The sequence below is a fragment of the Actinomadura sp. KC216 genome, assembly GCF_004348535.1.
Classification (GTDB): domain Bacteria; phylum Actinomycetota; class Actinomycetes; order Streptosporangiales; family Streptosporangiaceae; genus Spirillospora.
Window position 1 is genome coordinate 1 of record NZ_SMJX01000018.1, and the last position, 17,236, is coordinate 17,236.

The following is a 17,236-nucleotide window of genomic DNA, read 5'->3' on the forward strand; positions in this document are numbered from 1 at the left end:
CGGCCGACCTGGCCGCCGTCGCCGGCCGGGACGACGTCGTCCGGCTGACCGCCAAGTGCCCGCTGCGCTGGCACGGCTCGGCCCGGCTGGCCGTGACCGTCCGCGCCGGACGGCCCGTGCAGCTGGTGGCCACCCTCGTCCACGAGCGGGCCGACGGTGTCCGCGTCCGCCTCGGCGACGGCACCGCCGCCTTACCCGAGGGCATCGGCCGGGCCGAGTTGCTGCTGCCGCCGCTCGCGGCCGAGCTGCCCGCCGCCGACCGCCTGCACGTCGAGCTGACCGCCGGTCGCGTCCCGCGCCGCCCGGCCCCGCGCGAGGCCGCCCGGTACGAGATCGAGCACGGCCCGCTGCGCCTGCCGCAGCCCGCCGCCGAGGAGCCACGATGAATCCCGAAGCGCTGGTCGACCCGCGCACCGGTGTGATCACCCAGATCCTGCACGTCGGCCCCGAGCCCTGGTGGCCCCGCGGCCTGGACGTGTGCGCCACCCATGTCGCCGACATCGTGAGCCTGCTGCCCTGGCCCGCCGACCGGGTCTCCACCGGCACCGCGTTCGGCGACCCGGGCCGCGCCCGGCTCCGCTCCATCGGCGAGGCGGTGGAGCGGTACTGCGGCAACTTCGTGCCCGCCGGCCTGCGCCGGGCCGCTCACCGCGAGCTGGTCGCGGCGGGCGAGAACGCGGTGGACCCGGCCGGTCTCGCGCTGTACTCGGCGGACCAGTACGCCGACCCCGGCTGCCCGTTCACCCCCTTCACCGGCGACCTGCCGGTGCTGTGGACACGGGGCGTGACGCTGCCGTCCCAGGAGCCGGTGTGGGTGCCCGCCTCGCTCGTCTACATCAACTACCACCAGCCGCCCCGGACGGACGAGCCCGTCACCAACTTCGTGATGCTCGCCGGGATCGCCGCGGGCACCGGCGACCGGATGGCCCGCACCGCCGCCCTCGAAGAGGTCATCGAGCGCGACGCCACCGTCATCTGGTGGGCGAACCGGCTGCCCGCCCGTCCCGTCCACGTCGACCATCCGCGCCTCGCCCCGATCCTGACCCCCGACCCCGAGGCCGGGCCGGGCTGGGCGCGGGCGGCCGGTGCGCGCGGGCCGTGCCGGTACCGGGTCGTGGCGCTGCCGACCGTGTTCGACGTCGCCGTCCTCGGCGTCCTGCTGGAGGACCCCGAGCACGAGCTGGCGGTGTTCGGGGTGGCGGCGCGGCCCGACCCGGCCGCCGCCGTGCACAAGGCGCTGGCCGAGGCGGTCACGCTGCGCCGCTACGCGCTCGGTCTGCTCGATCCGGACGGCGACATCTGGACGTCCGCGCGCGAGGGCACCATCCCGATCGAGTTCTTCCACCCGCACCGGGCCGACCGCCGGTACGCCGACTCCTACCGCGCCGACTACCGGGACGTGACCGACCTGGGCTGCCACAGCCAAATCTGGCTGGACCCCCGGATGCGCCCGCACCTGGAACCCATCACCGGCGATCACGCGCCCATCGGCCTGGAGGACCTGCCGTCACCCGCCGGCGACCCGTACGACGTGTACCTCGAAAGGCTCGCCGCCGCCGGCCTGACCGCCCACGCGGTGGACGTGACCACCCCCGACGCGGCCGCCGCCGGATTCCGCGCGGCGCGCGTGGTGGTGCCCGGCGCGTACTCGAACGCTCCCGCCGCGTTCCCCTTCCTCGGCGGCACGCGGCTGTACACCGATCCGGTCGGTCTCGGCCTGCGGCGGGACCCGATCCGCGAGGACGAGATCAACCTCGTCCCGCTTCCGCACACATGAGCGCCGCGCTGCCGGACCCGCTGCTGGACCCGCGCTGCGGGCCGGTGCGGGCCCTCGACACCGGCCGCAGCCACGGCGTGCTGCACACGGCGACCGCCGAGCTCGCCGCCACCGGCGCGTTCGCGCTGCCGCTCGGCAACCCGGTGGTCGGCGGCACCTCGTGGACGAGCCCGGACGAGGCCGCCCGCCGCGCGCTGGGCGAGGCCGCCGAACGCTACGCGGGCCATCTGGTTTCACCCGGACGCCTGGTGCGCTCCACCTGGCGCCGGCTCGGGCCCGACGCCGTCGATCCCTCGGCGCTGGCGCTGTACTCGTCCGGCCAGCACGAGCGGCCCGGGTTTCCGTTCGCCGGGCTGTCCCGCGACGCCCCGACCGGCTGGGTCGCCGGCCGGACCGCCGCCGGCACCGGCTGCCTGGTCCCGGCGTCGCTGGTATGGCTGGCCCCCGGCGAGCACGCCGAGATCGGCGGGCGTCCGGCGCACCTGCCGGTGGCGGCGGGCATCGCCGCCGGGCCGACCCTGGAGGCCGCCCGCTCGGCCGCTCTCGCCGAGGTGGTCGAACGGCACGCGCTGGCCACCGCCTGGCACGGGCGCCGGGCGTTCCCCCCGCTGGCGGCACCGCCGTTGCCCGTCCCGGACGGTGTGCGGCTCCGCTGGTTCCAGGTGCCGAACCTGCTGGGCGCACCGGTCGTCCTGTGCGTCGCGCAGCGTGACGGCGACAGGTTGGGCGCGGGCTGCGCCCTCGTCCCGGACGCCGATGACCCGGTCGCCGCCGCTGGGGCGAAGGCGGCCGCCGAGGCGCTGGTGTCGCTGGACACGCTCGACGCGGTGATCGACGGGATTCCCGAATGGTCCGGGGTGCTCAAACCCCACCGCGACGACCGGCGCTACGCGGACGCGTACCGGCCCGACCTGTCCGACGCCACCGACCTGGTCTGCACCCTGCAACTGCTGGCCGATCGCCGGATCGCCGGACGGGTCGTCGCACGGCTGACCGGCGGGCGGCCCGGCGGCCGGTGGCTGCCCGGGCGGATCGACCTCGACGCCGCACTGGCCGCCCGCGGCCTGCCGATCGTGACCGTCGACCTCACCCCTCCCGACCTGGAGCGGCTCGGCCTCGCCGTCGCCCGCGTCGTCGTACCGGGGCTGCGCTCCACCGGCCCCGCCGCCTTCCCCTTCCTCGGAGACGGCGCCGAACCCCTGCCCGCCGACCCCGAACGGCTGCCGATCCCCCATGTCTGAGCAACAGAGAAGGAAACCCCCGATGAGGAAAATCGCCTCCTTCGCGCCCGCCGCCGTGGCCGTCCTGCTGATGACCCCGCTGGTGACCGGGTGCGGCGGCGCGGACGGCACGAACGCCGCCGCCTCCTCCGCGCCGGTCACCGCCCGCAACTGCGGCGCCGACTACACCTTCGCCGCCGCGCCCCAGCGGGTGGTCGCCTCCAGCACACCGGCCACCGAGGTCCTGCTGGCGCTCGGCCTTCGCGACAGGCTGGCGGGCACCGTGGCCGCCAAGGACATCGTCCCCGAGTACGCCGACGATCTGCGGGGCGTCAAGGTCATCGCCGAGAGCGCGTTCCCGCCGCCGTCCAAGGAGGTCGTCTACGCGGCCGACCCCGACCTCGTGGTCAGCGGCTATCCCGACGACTACGGCCCCAAGGCCATGGGCGACCGTGCCGTCCTGCGCAAGGAGGGCGTCAACACCTACCTGCTGTCGGCCAACTGCCCCGGCCACAAGGCCAAGATCGAGGACGTTTACGCCGACGTGCGCGCGCTCGCCAAGGTGTTCGGCGTCCAGGACCGCGGCGAAGCCCTGGTGACCAAACTCCAAGGCGAGATCAACGCCGTCAAGGCGGTCCCGGGGGCCCCGAAGGTCTTCGACTACGCGGGCGGCAAGGAGAAGCCCACCACGGCCGGCTCCTCGGCGCTGGTCGACGACCTGATCCGCCGCGCCGGCGGCACCGGAATCTTCCCCGAGGTCACCTCCTTCAAGCAGGTGAGCTGGGAGGAGGTCGTCAAGCGGAACCCCGACGCCATCCTCGTCGAGGACCAGGCGTTCGAGCCTGCCGACAAGGCCATCGCCTGGATGAAGACCTACGGCCCCATCAAGAACGTGACCGCGGTCAAGGAGAACCGCTTCATCATCGTCCCGGTCAACGACACCCAGCCGGGCGTACGCAGTGGACGCGCGCTGAAGACCCTCACCGAGGGGCTCGCCCGGTGACGGTCAAGGCCCCCGACGCCCGGCGGGGCCCGCGGCACCAGGCCCCCCGGCCACCGGCGGTCCGGCGCGCCGCGCTGCCCGCCCTGGTCGGCGGCCTGACGGCCGTCCTGGCGCTGTCGATGATCGCGGCCGTCGGGCTGGGGCCGGTGTCCATCCCCTTCGGCGACGTCGCCCAGGTGATCGGCCACCGCTACCTGCCCGGCCTGGTGGACACGGCCCCCACCGGACCGCGCTCGGTGATCGTGCTGGACATCCGGCTGCCGCGGGTGCTGCTCGGCGCCGCCGTCGGCGCCGGGCTGGCGGCCGTGGGCACCGTGCTCCAGGCGGTGCTGCGCAACCCGCTCGCCGACCCCTACCTCATCGGCGCCAGCTCGGGCGCCTCCTTCGGCGCGGTCCTGGTCATCATCGCCGGCCTCGCCCCGTTCGGGACGCTCTCCCTCCCGGTCGCCGCCTTCCTCGGCGCGATGGCGACGTTCTCCCTGGTCATGCTGCTGGCCGGCGGCCGCGGGCTGCTCGCGCCGACCCGGCTCATCCTCGCCGGGGTCGCGGTCGCCGCGTTCACCGAGGCCATCACCCACTACCTGGTGCTGACCTCCCCGGAAAAGGACGTCCGCTCGGCGATGTTCTGGATGCTCGGCGGGCTCGGCGGCACCCAGTGGCGCGACATCGGCGTCCCGATCGCCGTCGTCATCGCGGGCGCCCTGTGGTTCTGGACGCAGAGCGGGCGGCTGAACGCGCTCGTCCTCGGCGAGGAGGGCGCCACCAGCCTCGGCCTGGAGGTCGACCGTGTCCGGCGGCGGCTGATCATCGGCTGCGCCCTGGTCATCGGCGCCGTCGTGGCCGTCAGCGGCGGCATCGGCTTCGTCGCCCTGATGGTCCCGCACGCGGTCCGCCTGGTGGTCGGCGGCGACAACCGCCGCGTCCTGCCGCTGGCCGCCCTGACCGGCGCGATCCTGCTGGTCTGGGTGGACGTCGGCGCCCGCATGCTCAACCAGCCCGACGAGATCCCGATCGGAGTGATCACCGCCGTGCTCGGCGCGCCGTTCTTCCTCGTCCTGCTGCGCCGCGCGGACCACCGGAGGTGGCGATGACCCCCGTCTCCGTGGAGATCGACGGCCTGAGCTGGGCCCCCGCCCGCCTGTCGGACATCACCCTGCACGTGCCGCCCGGCCAGATCGCCGGGCTCCTCGGCCCCAACGGCAGCGGCAAGTCCAGCCTGCTGCGCTGCGTCTACCGCAGCCTGCGCCCCGACACCGGCACCGTCCGCGTCGACGGCGCCGACGTGTGGCGCACACCGGCCCGCGCCGTCGCCCGCAAGGTCGCCGTCCTCACCCAGGACGCCCCCGCCGACCTGGAGAACACCGTCGAGCAGATCGTCGCCCTCGGCCGCATCCCCCACCAGGGCCCCCTGGGCGGACTGTCGCCCGCCGAGCACCGCCTCATCGACGGCGCCATGCGCCGCTGCGACATCGCCGACCTCGCACACCGCTCCATGGCCACCCTGTCCGGCGGGGAACGCCAGCGCGTCCAGCTCGCCCGGGCGCTGGTCCAGCAACCGCGCCTGCTCATCCTGGACGAACCCACCAACCACCTCGACCTTCACCACCAGGTCGAACTGCTCCGGCTCCTGCGGGGCCTCGGCGTCACCGTCCTCATCGCCCTGCACGACCTGCAACTGGCCGCCGCGGCCTGCCATCGCCTCGTCGTGCTCGACGAGGGCCGCATCGTCGCCGACGGCTCCCCCGCCGACGTGGTCACCGCCGACCTGCTCCGCACCGTCTACCAGGTCGACGCCGACATCACCCTGGGCCCCGACGGCCTGCCCCGGATCGCCGTCCGCCTCCACGACCAGCCCACCACGCCGGCCGTCACCGCCCAGACCCACGCGAGCACCCGGACGATCGGGAGGCCCGGACCGCCCGCACCATGATCACCGACTGCGGAACACGCGGGCGCGCCTCAACCGGCGGGCCCGCGTGAAGGGCGCTGACCGCCACTGCGTGCCGCCCGGCACCGGCCCGCAACGACCGGGCCGGGCGCCGATCACGAAACCGCAGCGTGGATTCCCGAGGATGGTCCGCGGACCGGGGCGCGTGGACGGGGCCGGGCGGCCCCGTCCACGCGGACGGCCGTCAGGCGTTGACGCCGAAGTCCTTCACCACCCCCGAGAGGCCGGAGGCGTATCCCTGGCCGACGGCGCGGAACTTCCATTCGGCGCCGCTGCGGTACAGCTCGCCGAACACCATGGCCGTCTCGGTGGAGGCGTCCTCGGTGAGGTCGTAGCGGGCGAGTTCGGAGTTGTCGGCCTGGTTGACCACGCGGATGAAGGCGTTGCGGACCTGCCCGAAACTCTGCCCGCGGGAGTCGGCGTCGTGGATCGACACCGGGAAGGTGACGCGGTCGATCTCGGCGGGCACCGACGCCAAGTTCACCTTGATCTGCTCGTCGTCGCCCTCACCCTCCCCGGTGAGGTTGTCACCGGTGTGCTCGACCGCACCGTCCGGGCTGCGCAGGTTGTTGAAGAACACGAAGTGCTGGTCAGAGGGGACCTTGCCCGCTTCGTTCAGCAGCAGCGCGCTGGCATCCAGGTCGAAGTCGGTCCCGGTGGTCGTGCGCACGTCCCAGCCCAGGCCCACCGTGATCGCCGTCAGGCCCGGGGCCTCCTTGGTCAGTGACACGTTGCCGCCCTTGGACAGGCTGACACCCATGAAATGCTCCTCTCGCGGATCTTTTACTACAGTTGTAGCAGGCGCCGGGTGGTCGTCGCGCCGGGTTGGGCGCTCAGGACACGCCACGCCGCCGTCCACGAGTCCCTTGCCGATGACTGGGAACCTGACCAGGTGATTTGTCGTTGGGAGTGATGATCCATCCGACCAGAGAGGCCAATGGACCGCCACCGATCCGCCGACCGCTCCGCTGACGATTACGGGGCGGGACGGCTTTGATCACCGCACTGTCCTTGCTCGCCGGGGTCGTGGTCGTCCTGCTGATCACCGCGTTGACGGGATACTTCGTCGCGCAGGAATTCGCTTTCATGGCCGTCGACCGGTCCGGGCTGGCCGCGAGCGCCGGGAGCGGTGACCGGGGCGCCGCGCGGGCGCTGGCGGTGACACGGCGCACCTCGTTCATGCTGTCGGGCGCGCAGCTGGGCATCACGGTGACCGGACTCCTGGTGGGGTACGTCGCCGAGCCGCTGATCGGCGAGGCCTTCGGTGACCTGATCGGCGGCGCCGGGGTGCCCGAGGGCACCGGGATCGCGGTCGGCACGGCGCTCGCGCTGGTGTTCTCGACGTTGGTGCAGATGCTGTTCGGCGAGCTGTTCCCCAAGAATCTGGCGATCGCCCGTCCTGGACCGGTCGCGCGGTGGCTGTCGCGGTCGACGCTGGTCTATCTCAAGGCGCTCGGGTGGCTGATCTGGGTTTTCGACCAGGCGTCGAATCTGCTGCTGCGGCTGTTGCGCATCGAGCCGGTGCACGATGTGGAGCATGCGGCCAGCGAGCGCGACCTGGCGCACATCGTGACCGAGTCGCGCCGTAGCGGGGACCTGCCGCCGGATCTGTCGATCCTGCTGGACCGCATCCTGGACTTCCCGCGTCGCGACGTCGAACACGCGATGATCCCCCGCACGCGCGTCGGCGCCGTCGATGCCGCCACGACCGTCGACGAGGTCAGGGAGCTGATGAGCACGGGCCACTCCCGCTACCCGGTGCTGGACGAGTCCGACCGCGTCGCCGGGGTGGCTCACCTGGACGATGTGCTCACCGCACCCGACCCCACCGCACCCATCGCCTCGATCATGCGACCCGCCACCCTGCTGCCGACGCTGATGGCACTGCCCGCGGCCCTGGACCGGCTCACCGGCGACCGCGACCAGCTGGCCTGCGTCGTGGACGAGTTCGGCGGCTTCGTCGGCATCGTGACGTTGGAGGACCTGGCCGAGGAGCTGATCGGCGAGATCACCGACGAGCACGACGTCGCCGCGGAACCCGGAGCGACCCGGACCGGAGACGCCTGGGCCATCCCCGGCGGCTTCCACATCGACGAGGTCGAACACGTCATCGACCACCGGCTGCCCGAAGGCGACTACGAGACCATCGCCGGACTGGTGATCGCCGCCTACGGGGCACTGCCCGAGGTGGGAGCCGAACTCGATGTCGAGCTGCCGACCGAGCCCGCCGACCTCGCGCACACCGACCATCCGCCCAGACGGCTCCTGCGTCTCAAGGTCCTGGAGATCGGCGACCACCATGTGCCGTCCTCGGTACGGGTCCAAGTGGTGACGTCCGGCGAGGCCGCCGAGGACCCGGGCGGCGGCGAGACCACGGACGACGGCGAGGGGACGGGCCGATGAGCGATCCGTGGGCGGTCCTTGCCGCCACCGCCGCCATCATCGCGCTGAGCGCGTTCTTCGTCGCCGTGGAATTCGCTCTCATCGCGGCCAAGCGGCACCGTCTGGAGGACGCCGCGCCGTCCAGCCGCTCGGCGCGGGCGGCCTTGCGTAGCGCCTCCGAGCTGACGCTGCTGCTGGCCGGGGCGCAACTGGGCATCACCTTCTGCACGCTGGCCCTGGGGGCGCTCACCAAACCGGCCGTCCACCACTGGCTCACCCCGCTGCTGAAGTCCTGGGGCGCGCCGCTGTGGCTGGCCGACCCGGCGGCGTTCGTGCTCGCGCTGGTGATCGTCACATTCCTGCACCTGGTGATCGGCGAGATGGCGCCCAAGTCATGGGCCATCGCCCACCCGGAGCGATCGGCCACGATGCTGGCCCTGCCGATGCGCGGCTTCATGTGGCTGACCCGTCCGCTGCTGCGGGTCCTGAACGAGTCGGCCAACTGGTGCCTGCGCAGGGTCGGCGTCCAGGCGGCCGACCAGGTCGGCTCGGGCCAGGACCCCGACGCCCTGCGCCATCTGGTCGAGCACTCCGCCAACGTCGGAGCGCTGGACGCGGCCTACTCCGCACAACTGTCCGAGGCGCTGGACCTGCGCAACCTGCGCATCGGCGACCTGGTCGAACGCGGCTCCACACCGACATCGGTCGCCCCCGAGGCGACCGTGGCCGATGTCCAGGCGGCCAGCCGAGCATCCGGGCACCTGCGCATCCTGGTGACCGGGCCCGGCACCGCATGGGGCGTGGTGCACGTCCGCGACACGCTGACCCGACATGAGACGTCCGGAATCGCCCACCTGGCCCGTCCCGTTCTCCTCCTTCCGGCGGACACCCCGGTCTACACCGCGCTGGCGCGCATGCGTGAGACCGGCGAACAACTCACCCTCGTGGCCAAGGACGGCCAGGTCATGGGTGTCGTCACCATCACCGACGTCCTGCGGCGCCTGTTCCCCCGGCCCGCCACGCCCGCGCCCGCACCCTGATGCAGCGGTAACTCCTGTTCCGACGGCCGTTTCGCGAGCGGTCGTGGGGGCGGGCGATGGCACGCCGCCGACCTTCGTGACCTCCCTATTCGCGTTCGGAGAGATCGGCGCCGACGCGTTCCAGGACGGGGCGCGCGGTGCGGTCGGCGAGCAGCAGTGCGCTCGCGCCGAGCGCGAGGAGGCCGGTGAAGACGCCGGCGCTGTAGGGGTTGAGCAGGCCGGCCGAACCGAGCGTCGCGCCGCTCGCCAGTCCCGCGATCGCGGCGACACCGCCGAGCAGGACCGACGGCAGGATCATCTCGCGGCGCTGCGCCGCGAGCAGGACCGCCTGGGGGGTGCCGGCCAGCCTGAGCGCGATGAAGGTGTCCCGTTGATCGAAGATGCGCGCGACCGCGCCGATGATCATCGAGGCGAGCGCGACCAGGACCGCGGTCGGGAGCACCAGGAAGCCCATGACGACCCCGTCCCGCAGGAGCCACATGTTCGGAAGATCCTCGGCCAGGCTCATCTCCGGACCCCAGAGGCCGTTCTCGATCATCGCGGTACGGGCGCGGTCCCGTTCCGTTTCGGGGCCTCGCGTGTCCAGGGAGAGCGTGGCCCACTCGCTCTCCTCGAGCCAGGACGGCGCCGCGGCCGTCTCGACGTCGGCGCGGATGCCCTCGGCTCGCAGCACGGCCTCGGCTTTGCGGACGGCGGCGTCCAGGGAGGCGGCGGGGACGACGGCCTCGGGCCGCTCGGTCCGGGAGGCGTAGGCGCCGGCGTTGCCGAGCCCGGCCGGGAGGCTGATGGCGACGAACCCGGCGATGAAGCAGGCCAGTGTCAGGCCCCCGACCGTCCGCCAGGCGCTGCGCGGGCTGTCCGACAGGCGCCGTCCGGCGAGGAAGGTCGCCGGACGGCGGGCGCGCCAGGCCAGCAGCCTGCCGAGTCCCGCGACGATCCACGGTCCCGTCGACACCAGGCCCCAGCCCAGGATCACCACGGCGGTGAAGGCGACGCCGACGAAGGGGTTGCTGCTGCGCAGCCAGAACAGCGCGACCGCCGCGCCGATGAACACCACGGACCACAGCCGCACGCGCGCAGGGTCGGGGCGAGCTCGGCGGTAGGTGGCCAGCGGGTCGCGGACCGCCGCCCGGAGCCCGGTCAGGGCGCCCAATGTCAGCACGCCCACCACCGCGGCCACGGTGACGAGGGTGAGCGGCACCCCCGGCCGCACGTCCGCGGGAAACCATTCCCCGCCCTTGATGGGCACCCGGGCGGTCAGCGGCACGAGGACCCGGTGCAGGACGGCCCCGAACACCGCCCCGATGCCCGCGAACGTCGCCAGTTCGGCGATGGTCAGCCGGACCACCTGCGAGGTGCGGGCGCCCAGCAGCCGCAGGGTGGCCAGCCGCCGCTGCCGGCGTCCCGCCATCAGCCGGGAGGCCAGGCCGCCCAGTCCGGCGAGCGGAAGCGCGGTCAGGACGACGGCGAGCAGCGCGATGTCCCGGTAGGTGGTCTGGTAGAGATCCGGGGTGGCCGACCATCCGTCGATCCTGGTCGGCGTCACCGACGAGACCGCGTTCCACTGATGCCGCGGCCGCCGGTCGCGCATCGAGGGATCGGCCGGACGCCGGCCGATCACCGCGACGAGTTCGTCCGGACGCTCCAGGGTGTCCCGGGAGAGTTCGGCGGTGACCGGGCCGGGGAACCTGCCGGCGAGCCGGTCGGCCGGCAGGTCCGCCATCAGCTCGGCCAGCCGTGGAGAGGCCCACACCTCACCCGGCGCCGGGAACCTGCCCATGCCCGGTACAGCGGGCGGGTCCTGACCCAAGGCGGCCAGTTCGACGACCGCGAGCGGACGCTCCTCGACGTAGTCGGTGAAGCCCGACTGGATCGCGGTCGGCTCGTTCGTCGCCGCCTCGGGGGTCCGCCACGCCGTCCGCTCCGCCCTGTTGTCCAGGCCCTGCTGCAACCCGAGCAACAGCAGGAGGACCAAGGTGATGACGGCGCCCGCCACCAGAGGAAGGCCGACCTCAAGACGAGCGGACCGCCCGCCGCCGCGCAGCAGGCGCAGCCACAACCCACCCATCACCGCGCCGTCCTCGGCTCGGTCACGGTCCGGCCGTCCACGACGTGGACGATCCGGTCGCAGCGCTCGGCCACCCGCTCGTCATGGGTGACCAGCACCAGCGCCGCGCGCCGGTCGCGTACCGTCGACACCAGCAGGGACATGACCTCGTCGCCGGTCCGTGTGTCGAGCGAGCCCGTCGGCTCGTCGGCGAACACGACCGCCGGTTCGAGCACCAGCGCGCGGGCGATCCCGACGCGCTGGGCCTCGCCGCCCGACAGCTCGCCCGGACGCCGCCGCTCCAGGCCCTCAAGACCGAGCGTCGGGAACAGCTCCCGCGCCCGGGCGACCGCGTCTCGACGGCCGACACCCTCCAGCATCAGCGGCAGCGCCGCGTTCTCGGCCGCCGGCAGTTCCGGCAGCAGGCCGGGGAACTGGAAGACGAAGCCGAAGTCCGACCGCCGCAGATCGGTGCGCCGGGCCTCGGGGAGTTCATCGACCCGGACGCCGTCGAACAGCACTTCCCCGCCGTCAGGTATCACGACGCCGGAAAGGCAGTAGAGCAGCGTGGACTTGCCCGATCCGCTCGGACCCATCACGGCGACCGACTCACCGCGGTCGACCGCGAGCGAGGCATGACGCAACGCGGTGGTGCGCCCGTAACCCTTCGTAAGGTCGGTCCCGGAGAGCAGCGGAGCCTGGGTGTGCGTGGTCTGCGACGGCATGGGAACAGCCTCACCGGCCCACGGTGACCGGGGCATCCGCCATTGTCGGTCTGCCGGCTCGGCGGAAAGTCGGAGTTCTTCCCGGGCCCGAGTACAACTTTCTATCGATGCCCTGGGGGCGCGGCGCGGATAGCGTGCGACTCATGAGGCCGCCAAGACCAGCCGTTCGGCGCGCCGCGGCGGGGTGGGCGACGGCCTGGGCCGCGGTCCGGGGACGGCGTCATCGGGTCATCGACGCTGTGGTGGCCATCGCCCTCGCGGCGAGCACGCCGTCCGGTGACGGCGGGTCCGGCCGTTCCATGGGCGAGGTCGGGATCACCTACTTCGATTGGCGGCCCGCGCTGTGGATCGCGCTCCCGCTGGGTCTGGCGGTGGGCGCCGCCGCCTGGTGGCGCCGGCTCCACCCGGTGCTGTTCGTCCTGGCCGCTCTGGCCGGCTGGGTGGTGCTGTCGGCCTACGTGGCCGTCATGGTCGCGCAGTACACCCTGGCGCGGCAGATGGCGTCGCAGCGTACGCGATCACAGCGCGCGGCGCGGATCGGCGTGCTGGCGGCAACGGTGCTGGTGATCGGCATCCCGATCTGGCGGGCCGCCGGCGCCGACGCCGCGACGTCGATCGCCGCCGTGATCTGCGGGCTCCCCGCCCTGCTCGGGCTCTATGTCGGCGCTCAGAGCGAGCTGATCGCCAGGATGCGCGAACGGGCGGAGCGCGCCGAACGCGAGCAGCACCAGCGGGTTCTGCAGGCGCGCACCGCCGAACGGGCACAGATCGCCCGGGACATGCACGACGTGGTCACGCACCGGGTGTCGCTGATGGTGCTGCACGCCACCGCGCTGGAGGTGGCGCGGGACCAGGACGCCACCGCCATCGGCACGCAGATCGGCGTCATCGGACGCGAGACACTGGACGAACTGCGTTCGCTGGTGGAGGTCCTGCGCGCCGACGGCGACAACGCCATGCCGCTCGCGCCGCAGCCGACCCTGGCCGATCTCGGCGACCTGGTCGAGGCGTCCCGCCGTCTCGGTATGCCGGTCACCTTGGAGATGGTCGACGACTGCGACACCGCGCTGCCCGCGCTCGTCGAGCACGCCGCCTACCGTGTCGTCCAGGAGGCCCTGACCAACGTGCACAAGCATGCCGCCACCGCGCCGACCCACGTCCGCGTCCACCACACGCACGACGCCCTTCACGTGCGCGTGACCAACGGCCGCGCGCCGAGCGCCGGCCGCGCCGAGCTGCCCGCCGGCGGGCACGGCCTGCTCGGCGTCGCCGAGCGGGTCCGGCTGGTGGGCGGCGAGCTGACCGCACGGCCGACGGCCGAGGGCGGGTTCGACATCACCGCCGAGGTCCCCCTGGCACGGCAGCACGCCTCATGAGCGAACCGGTCCGGGTGCTGATCGCCGACGACGAGTGGATGGTGCGGTCCATGCTGCGCACCATCATGGAGTCGGCCCCGGACATCACCGTGGTCGGCGAGGCCGGCGACGGGGCCGAAGCGGTGACCATGGCCCAGAGCCTGCACCCCGACGTCGTGCTCATGGACATCCGGATGCCCCGCGCCGACGGCCTGACCGCCACCGAACGCCTCGTGCGGTCGCCCCGCCCGCCGAGCGTGGTCGTCCTGACCACCTTCGACCTCGACGAGTACGTCCGGACCGCGCTGGCCCACGGAGCGGTCGGCTTCCTGCTCAAGGACGCGACGGCCGGCGACATGATCACCGCGGTCCGCAGCGCGGCGCGCGGCGAGGCGATGCTCTCCCCCAAAGTGACCCGGCGCCTGCTCCAGCACTTCACCAAGGCGGCATCGGGACGGACCCAGGCCGAACACCGCCTGAAAGTCCTGACCACAAAAGAACGCGAAGTGCTCATCGCACTGGGCAACGGCCTCTCCAACACCGACATCGCCACCAGCCTGCACATGAGCGAGGCGACAGCCAAAACCCACGTCAGCCGGATCCTGACCAAACTGTCCCTTACCAACCGCGTCCAAGCCGCAATCCTTGCTCACCAAGCAGGTCTGCTCGACTGACTCGCCCCGCGCCCCTCGCACAAGCGAGACGCGTTCACCGCAACGGCTCCCGCCTCCGGCGGGTTCTGCGACCGGCTGGCCGCAGAGCTCATTGCAGCGCCCAACGGCGGGTGGCCCTGGCCAGGGTCAACCAGGCACGGGTCGACCGGTCCCGCCAGGCGGTCCAGGGCTATCCGCGCAGTTCGGGGATCGCCGGGATCGCCCGCCGCGGAACTGAGCGCCACGACGCCGCTGAACCGCTGGATGATCGGACGGGGCAAGGGGCACGCCGTCGTCCACCAGTACCACCATTGAGAGCGTCCCTGAGAGAGCGGGTTCTCCGGCACAATGTCTGCGGGATGGAGGTGGGCTACGTGGCCGGATTGGGTGGATCGCTTGAGCGGTCCATCATGGACGTGCTCTGGGAGGCGCCCGGTCCGCTTCGGGTTCGTGAGCTGCTGGCGAAGCTGAATGAGAACAGTGACAAGGCGCTCGCTTACAACACCGTCCAGACCGTCGCCGAGCGGCTGGCGCAGAAGGGACTGCTGCAGCGCACCCAGGACGGGTTGGCCTTCCGCTATTCACCCACGCGCGCGCGGGAGGAGTACGCGGTCGAGCTGATGCTCGACGCGCTCACCGAGTCTCCCGATCACGGGAGCATCCTCGCCCGGTTCGCCGAGAGCGTCCCGCCGGAGGACGCGCGTCACCTGCTGGACGCCCTGCGCCGCCGCACGTCCGGCGCCGAGGACGGGTGACGGCGTGATCTACCTCGTGATCAGCCTGATCTCCACCGGGGTCTTGCTGGGCTGCCTGGCGGGGCCGGCCCTCGATCGGGTCGGGCGTCCGGCCGCGCATCCGGGGATCGCCATCGCGTGCTGGGTCGCGGCGCTGGCCGGCACTTTCATCGCTGTTCTCGGAGTCGTCGTGGTGGCGTTGCTGGCGCCGCCGGCGCCCGGCCACGGCCTGCTGGAGTGGTTGCGCAACTGCCTGCCGCATCACCGGGACGGGGCGATCATCATGGCGGCGGCCGCCAGCCTGGCCCTGCTGACGGCCTGCGGTTCCAGGCTGGCGCGCGGCCTGCCCCGGCTCCGGCGTGCGGTGCGGCGCCGGCGCCGACATCGGGAGATGCTCCGGCTCGTCGCCACAGAGCACGAGCGGCATGCGGACGTTCTCGTCCTCGATCACCCCGTTCCCGTGGCCTACTCGCTCCCTTCGCGGCGGCACGCGATCGTGGTCAGCACCGGCACGCAGGACGTCCTCAGCGCTGAGGAGTTCGACGCGGTCCTCGTCCATGAGCGAGCTCACCTGCGCCAGCGTCATCACACGCTGCTGCTCACGCTCGATGCCGCTCACGCACTCCTGCCGTGGCCGCCCACCGTCCGGCGAGCGAAGAGGAGCCTTCCGCTGCTGCTGGAGATGGCGGCCGACGACGCGGCGGCGCGGGAGTGCGGCAGGGGAACGCTGGTCGACGCCCTGCGCCGGTTCGCCGCGACACCGGGCGTCGCCGGCGCTCTCGGCGCCGCGGGCCCGTCCACGGAGGCGTTGGCGGAGCGCGTAAGGCGGCTGGAGGCCGCCGAGGTGGGGGGACCGCGCCGGGCCGGCAGGGCGGTCGCTTCCGTCTTCGTCACGCTCGCCGTCGCCGCCCCGCTCGCGGTCGCGACCGCGACGATCGCGGAGCTGTCCCACATCTGCTGAGACTGCTGGGGCTGTTTGTCGTAATCGACCACTTGGGTGGCGAATGAGGCTGTTATCTCCTACGCTCTGTAGGAGGTCGGCGCGACGCGTCCCCGCCGGGGACGGCGGCGGCCGCGCCGAATCTCCCGGGCCAACGTGGTCCGGGGAACCGGGGAACCGTTTCTCCACCTGGGGTGAATCCGCTCCCGCGAGCGGTAGGGCGACTCCGGCCCGAACCCGGCAGCTCACCCGGTAGGCGGCACAGGAGAGGAAACGCATGCAGCGACGAGCTGCCGGACACCGCACGTCGGCCCGCCGCCGGATCGTCACGGCCACGGCCTGGGCAGCGTCGATCGCCCTGTCCGCGAGTCTCGTGTCTCCCGCGCCGGCCCGGGCCGAGCCGCAGCCCACCCGCAGGGAACTCACCGCGCGACAAAAGAAGCTCGCCGACGACGCGGAGAAGCTCAGCGAGCAGTACAACGGGCTGCGGGTTCGTCTGGCGCAGGCCCAGCGTGCCGCCAAGGTGGCCCAAGGCAACGCCGCGCGCCAGCAGAAGGCCCTCGACGAGGCCCGGGCCCACATCGTCAGGCTCGCCGCCGACAGCTACAAGAACGGTCCGGTGGACCCGGCGGTCGCGTTCGCCTCCTCTGGTGACCCGCAGGCCGTCCTGGACAAGTCGGCCACCCTCAACTACTTCGCCCGCCAGGAGAGCACGCGCGTCGCCCAGTTGCTGCAGACGATGCAGGCGGCGGAGCACGCCCGCAAGTCCGCCGAAGCCCGGACGCGCCAGGTCCGCGAACTCACCGACGAGGCGAACAGAAAGCGCAAGGAACTGCAGACCAAGCTGAAGAAGGTCGAGGCCAAGCTGGGCTTCGGTCCAGGCGCTCGCACCGGCGCGGGTCCGGCCGTGAACGTCGATCCAGGCGGCGCCTCGGCCAAGGCCATGGGCGCGGTCCGGGCCGCCTTGAGCCAGCGCGGCGTCCCGTACTCGTGGGGCGGTGGAAGCGCGTCCGGCCCGACCTACGGCACCGCGCAGGGCGCCAACATCAAGGGCTTCGACTGCTCAGGGCTGACGCTCTACGCCTACGCCCAGGTCGGCATCAGCCTCCCCCACTACACCGGCAGCCAGTTCACCGCCGGGACCCGCGTCTCGCAGAGCCGGCTCAGGCCCGGCGACCTGGTCTTCTTCCACAGCGACCTGCACCACATGGGCCTGTACATCGGCGGCGGCACGATGGTGCACGCCCCGCAGACCGGCGACGTCGTCAAGATCAGCTCGATCTCCGGCCGGCCGTTCGCCGGGGGCGTCCGCGTCGCCTGACCAACGCCGCGACCGCCCACAGTCCCGCGTCCCCGTCACCCGCCCCCGGTGACGGGGACGCGCCCTGGGCAGCTCGTGCTCGGCGCCACGG

At 72.9% G+C, this 17,236-nt stretch carries 16 protein-coding genes and 1 riboswitch; of the genes, 13 read left to right on the forward strand and 3 right to left on the reverse strand.

Going from position 1 to position 17,236, the window contains the following annotated elements:
* From E1264_RS43105 to E1264_RS05340, 6 genes are all read left to right on the forward strand, one after another.
* Positions 1 to 386 (forward strand): hypothetical protein (locus tag E1264_RS43105; RefSeq protein ID WP_207935725.1); only part of this gene is annotated, 386 nt, incomplete at its 5' end.
* Positions 383 to 1,777 (forward strand): YcaO-like family protein, encoded by a 1,395-nt coding sequence (locus E1264_RS05320; protein ID WP_132170147.1) that lies wholly within the window; start codon positions 383 to 385, stop codon positions 1,775 to 1,777. The genes E1264_RS43105 and E1264_RS05320, both read left to right, overlap by 4 nt.
* Positions 1,774 to 3,018, forward strand: a complete 1,245-nt coding sequence (locus E1264_RS05325) for a YcaO-like family protein (protein ID WP_132170149.1) — start codon at positions 1,774 to 1,776, stop codon at positions 3,016 to 3,018. Before E1264_RS05320 ends, E1264_RS05325 begins: the two co-directional genes overlap by 4 nt.
* A gap of 22 nt (positions 3,019 to 3,040) precedes the next feature.
* Positions 3,041 to 4,000 carry an ABC transporter substrate-binding protein gene (locus E1264_RS05330; protein WP_207935726.1) on the forward strand — a complete coding sequence of 320 codons (960 nt, stop codon included), beginning with the start codon at positions 3,041 to 3,043 and terminating at the stop codon, positions 3,998 to 4,000.
* Positions 3,997 to 5,091: an iron ABC transporter permease gene (locus tag E1264_RS05335; protein ID WP_243710764.1), complete on the forward strand. Its 1,095-nt coding sequence runs from the start codon at positions 3,997 to 3,999 to the stop codon at positions 5,089 to 5,091. The genes E1264_RS05330 and E1264_RS05335 overlap by 4 nt, the downstream gene beginning before the upstream one ends.
* On the forward strand, positions 5,088 to 5,930 hold the full coding sequence (locus E1264_RS05340; protein ID WP_132170151.1) for an ABC transporter ATP-binding protein: 843 nt from the start codon (positions 5,088 to 5,090) through the stop codon (positions 5,928 to 5,930). Before E1264_RS05335 ends, E1264_RS05340 begins: the two co-directional genes overlap by 4 nt.
* A gap of 202 nt (positions 5,931 to 6,132) precedes the next feature.
* Here E1264_RS05340 and E1264_RS05345 read toward each other — a convergent pair whose 3' ends face one another.
* Positions 6,133 to 6,708: a TerD family protein gene (locus E1264_RS05345; protein WP_132170153.1), complete on the reverse strand. Its 576-nt coding sequence runs from the start codon at positions 6,706 to 6,708 to the stop codon at positions 6,133 to 6,135.
* 233 nt (positions 6,709 to 6,941) lie between these two features.
* On the opposite strand from E1264_RS05345, the gene E1264_RS05350 reads away from it, so the two are divergent.
* Both E1264_RS05350 and E1264_RS05355 read left to right on the forward strand, forming a co-directional pair.
* Positions 6,942 to 8,351, forward strand: coding sequence for a hemolysin family protein (locus tag E1264_RS05350; RefSeq protein ID WP_132170155.1), 1,410 nt, complete (start codon positions 6,942 to 6,944; stop codon positions 8,349 to 8,351).
* Entirely contained in the window at positions 8,348 to 9,370 is a 1,023-nt protein-coding gene (locus E1264_RS05355) for a hemolysin family protein (protein ID WP_132170156.1), read from the forward strand. Before E1264_RS05350 ends, E1264_RS05355 begins: the two co-directional genes overlap by 4 nt.
* An 85-nt stretch (positions 9,371 to 9,455) precedes the next feature.
* Here E1264_RS05355 and E1264_RS05360 read toward each other — a convergent pair whose 3' ends face one another.
* Both E1264_RS05360 and E1264_RS05365 read right to left on the reverse strand, forming a co-directional pair.
* On the reverse strand, positions 9,456 to 11,438 hold the full coding sequence (locus E1264_RS05360) for an FtsX-like permease family protein (protein ID WP_347813364.1): 1,983 nt from the start codon (positions 11,436 to 11,438) through the stop codon (positions 9,456 to 9,458).
* Complete coding sequence (locus E1264_RS05365) at positions 11,438 to 12,142, reverse strand: ABC transporter ATP-binding protein (protein WP_132170158.1); 705 nt, start codon at positions 12,140 to 12,142, stop codon at positions 11,438 to 11,440. The genes E1264_RS05360 and E1264_RS05365 overlap by 1 nt, the downstream gene beginning before the upstream one ends.
* Before the next feature lie 242 nt (positions 12,143 to 12,384).
* On the opposite strand from E1264_RS05365, the gene E1264_RS05370 reads away from it, so the two are divergent.
* The 5 genes from E1264_RS05370 to E1264_RS05390 all read left to right on the forward strand — a co-directional run bounded on the left by E1264_RS05370 (position 12,385) and on the right by E1264_RS05390 (position 17,145).
* Positions 12,385 to 13,518 (forward strand): histidine kinase, encoded by a 1,134-nt coding sequence (locus tag E1264_RS05370; RefSeq protein WP_207935727.1) that lies wholly within the window; start codon positions 12,385 to 12,387, stop codon positions 13,516 to 13,518.
* Positions 13,515 to 14,171 (forward strand): response regulator transcription factor, encoded by a 657-nt coding sequence (locus E1264_RS05375; RefSeq protein ID WP_132170160.1) that lies wholly within the window; start codon positions 13,515 to 13,517, stop codon positions 14,169 to 14,171. The genes E1264_RS05370 and E1264_RS05375 overlap by 4 nt, the downstream gene beginning before the upstream one ends.
* Positions 14,172 to 14,509: 338 nt before the next feature.
* A complete protein-coding gene (locus E1264_RS05380; RefSeq protein WP_132170161.1) occupies positions 14,510 to 14,905 on the forward strand; it encodes a BlaI/MecI/CopY family transcriptional regulator in 396 nt (131 codons plus the stop codon).
* A 4-nt stretch (positions 14,906 to 14,909) separates the two neighbouring features.
* Positions 14,910 to 15,845: a M56 family metallopeptidase gene (locus E1264_RS05385; protein WP_132170162.1), complete on the forward strand. Its 936-nt coding sequence runs from the start codon at positions 14,910 to 14,912 to the stop codon at positions 15,843 to 15,845.
* A 104-nt stretch (positions 15,846 to 15,949) separates the two neighbouring features.
* A riboswitch (cyclic di-AMP (ydaO/yuaA leader) is annotated at positions 15,950 to 16,099 on the forward strand.
* Between the two features lie 2 nt (positions 16,100 to 16,101).
* Positions 16,102 to 17,145 (forward strand): NlpC/P60 family protein, encoded by a 1,044-nt coding sequence (locus tag E1264_RS05390; RefSeq protein WP_132170163.1) that lies wholly within the window; start codon positions 16,102 to 16,104, stop codon positions 17,143 to 17,145.
* Positions 17,146 to 17,236: the final 91 nt, after the last annotated feature.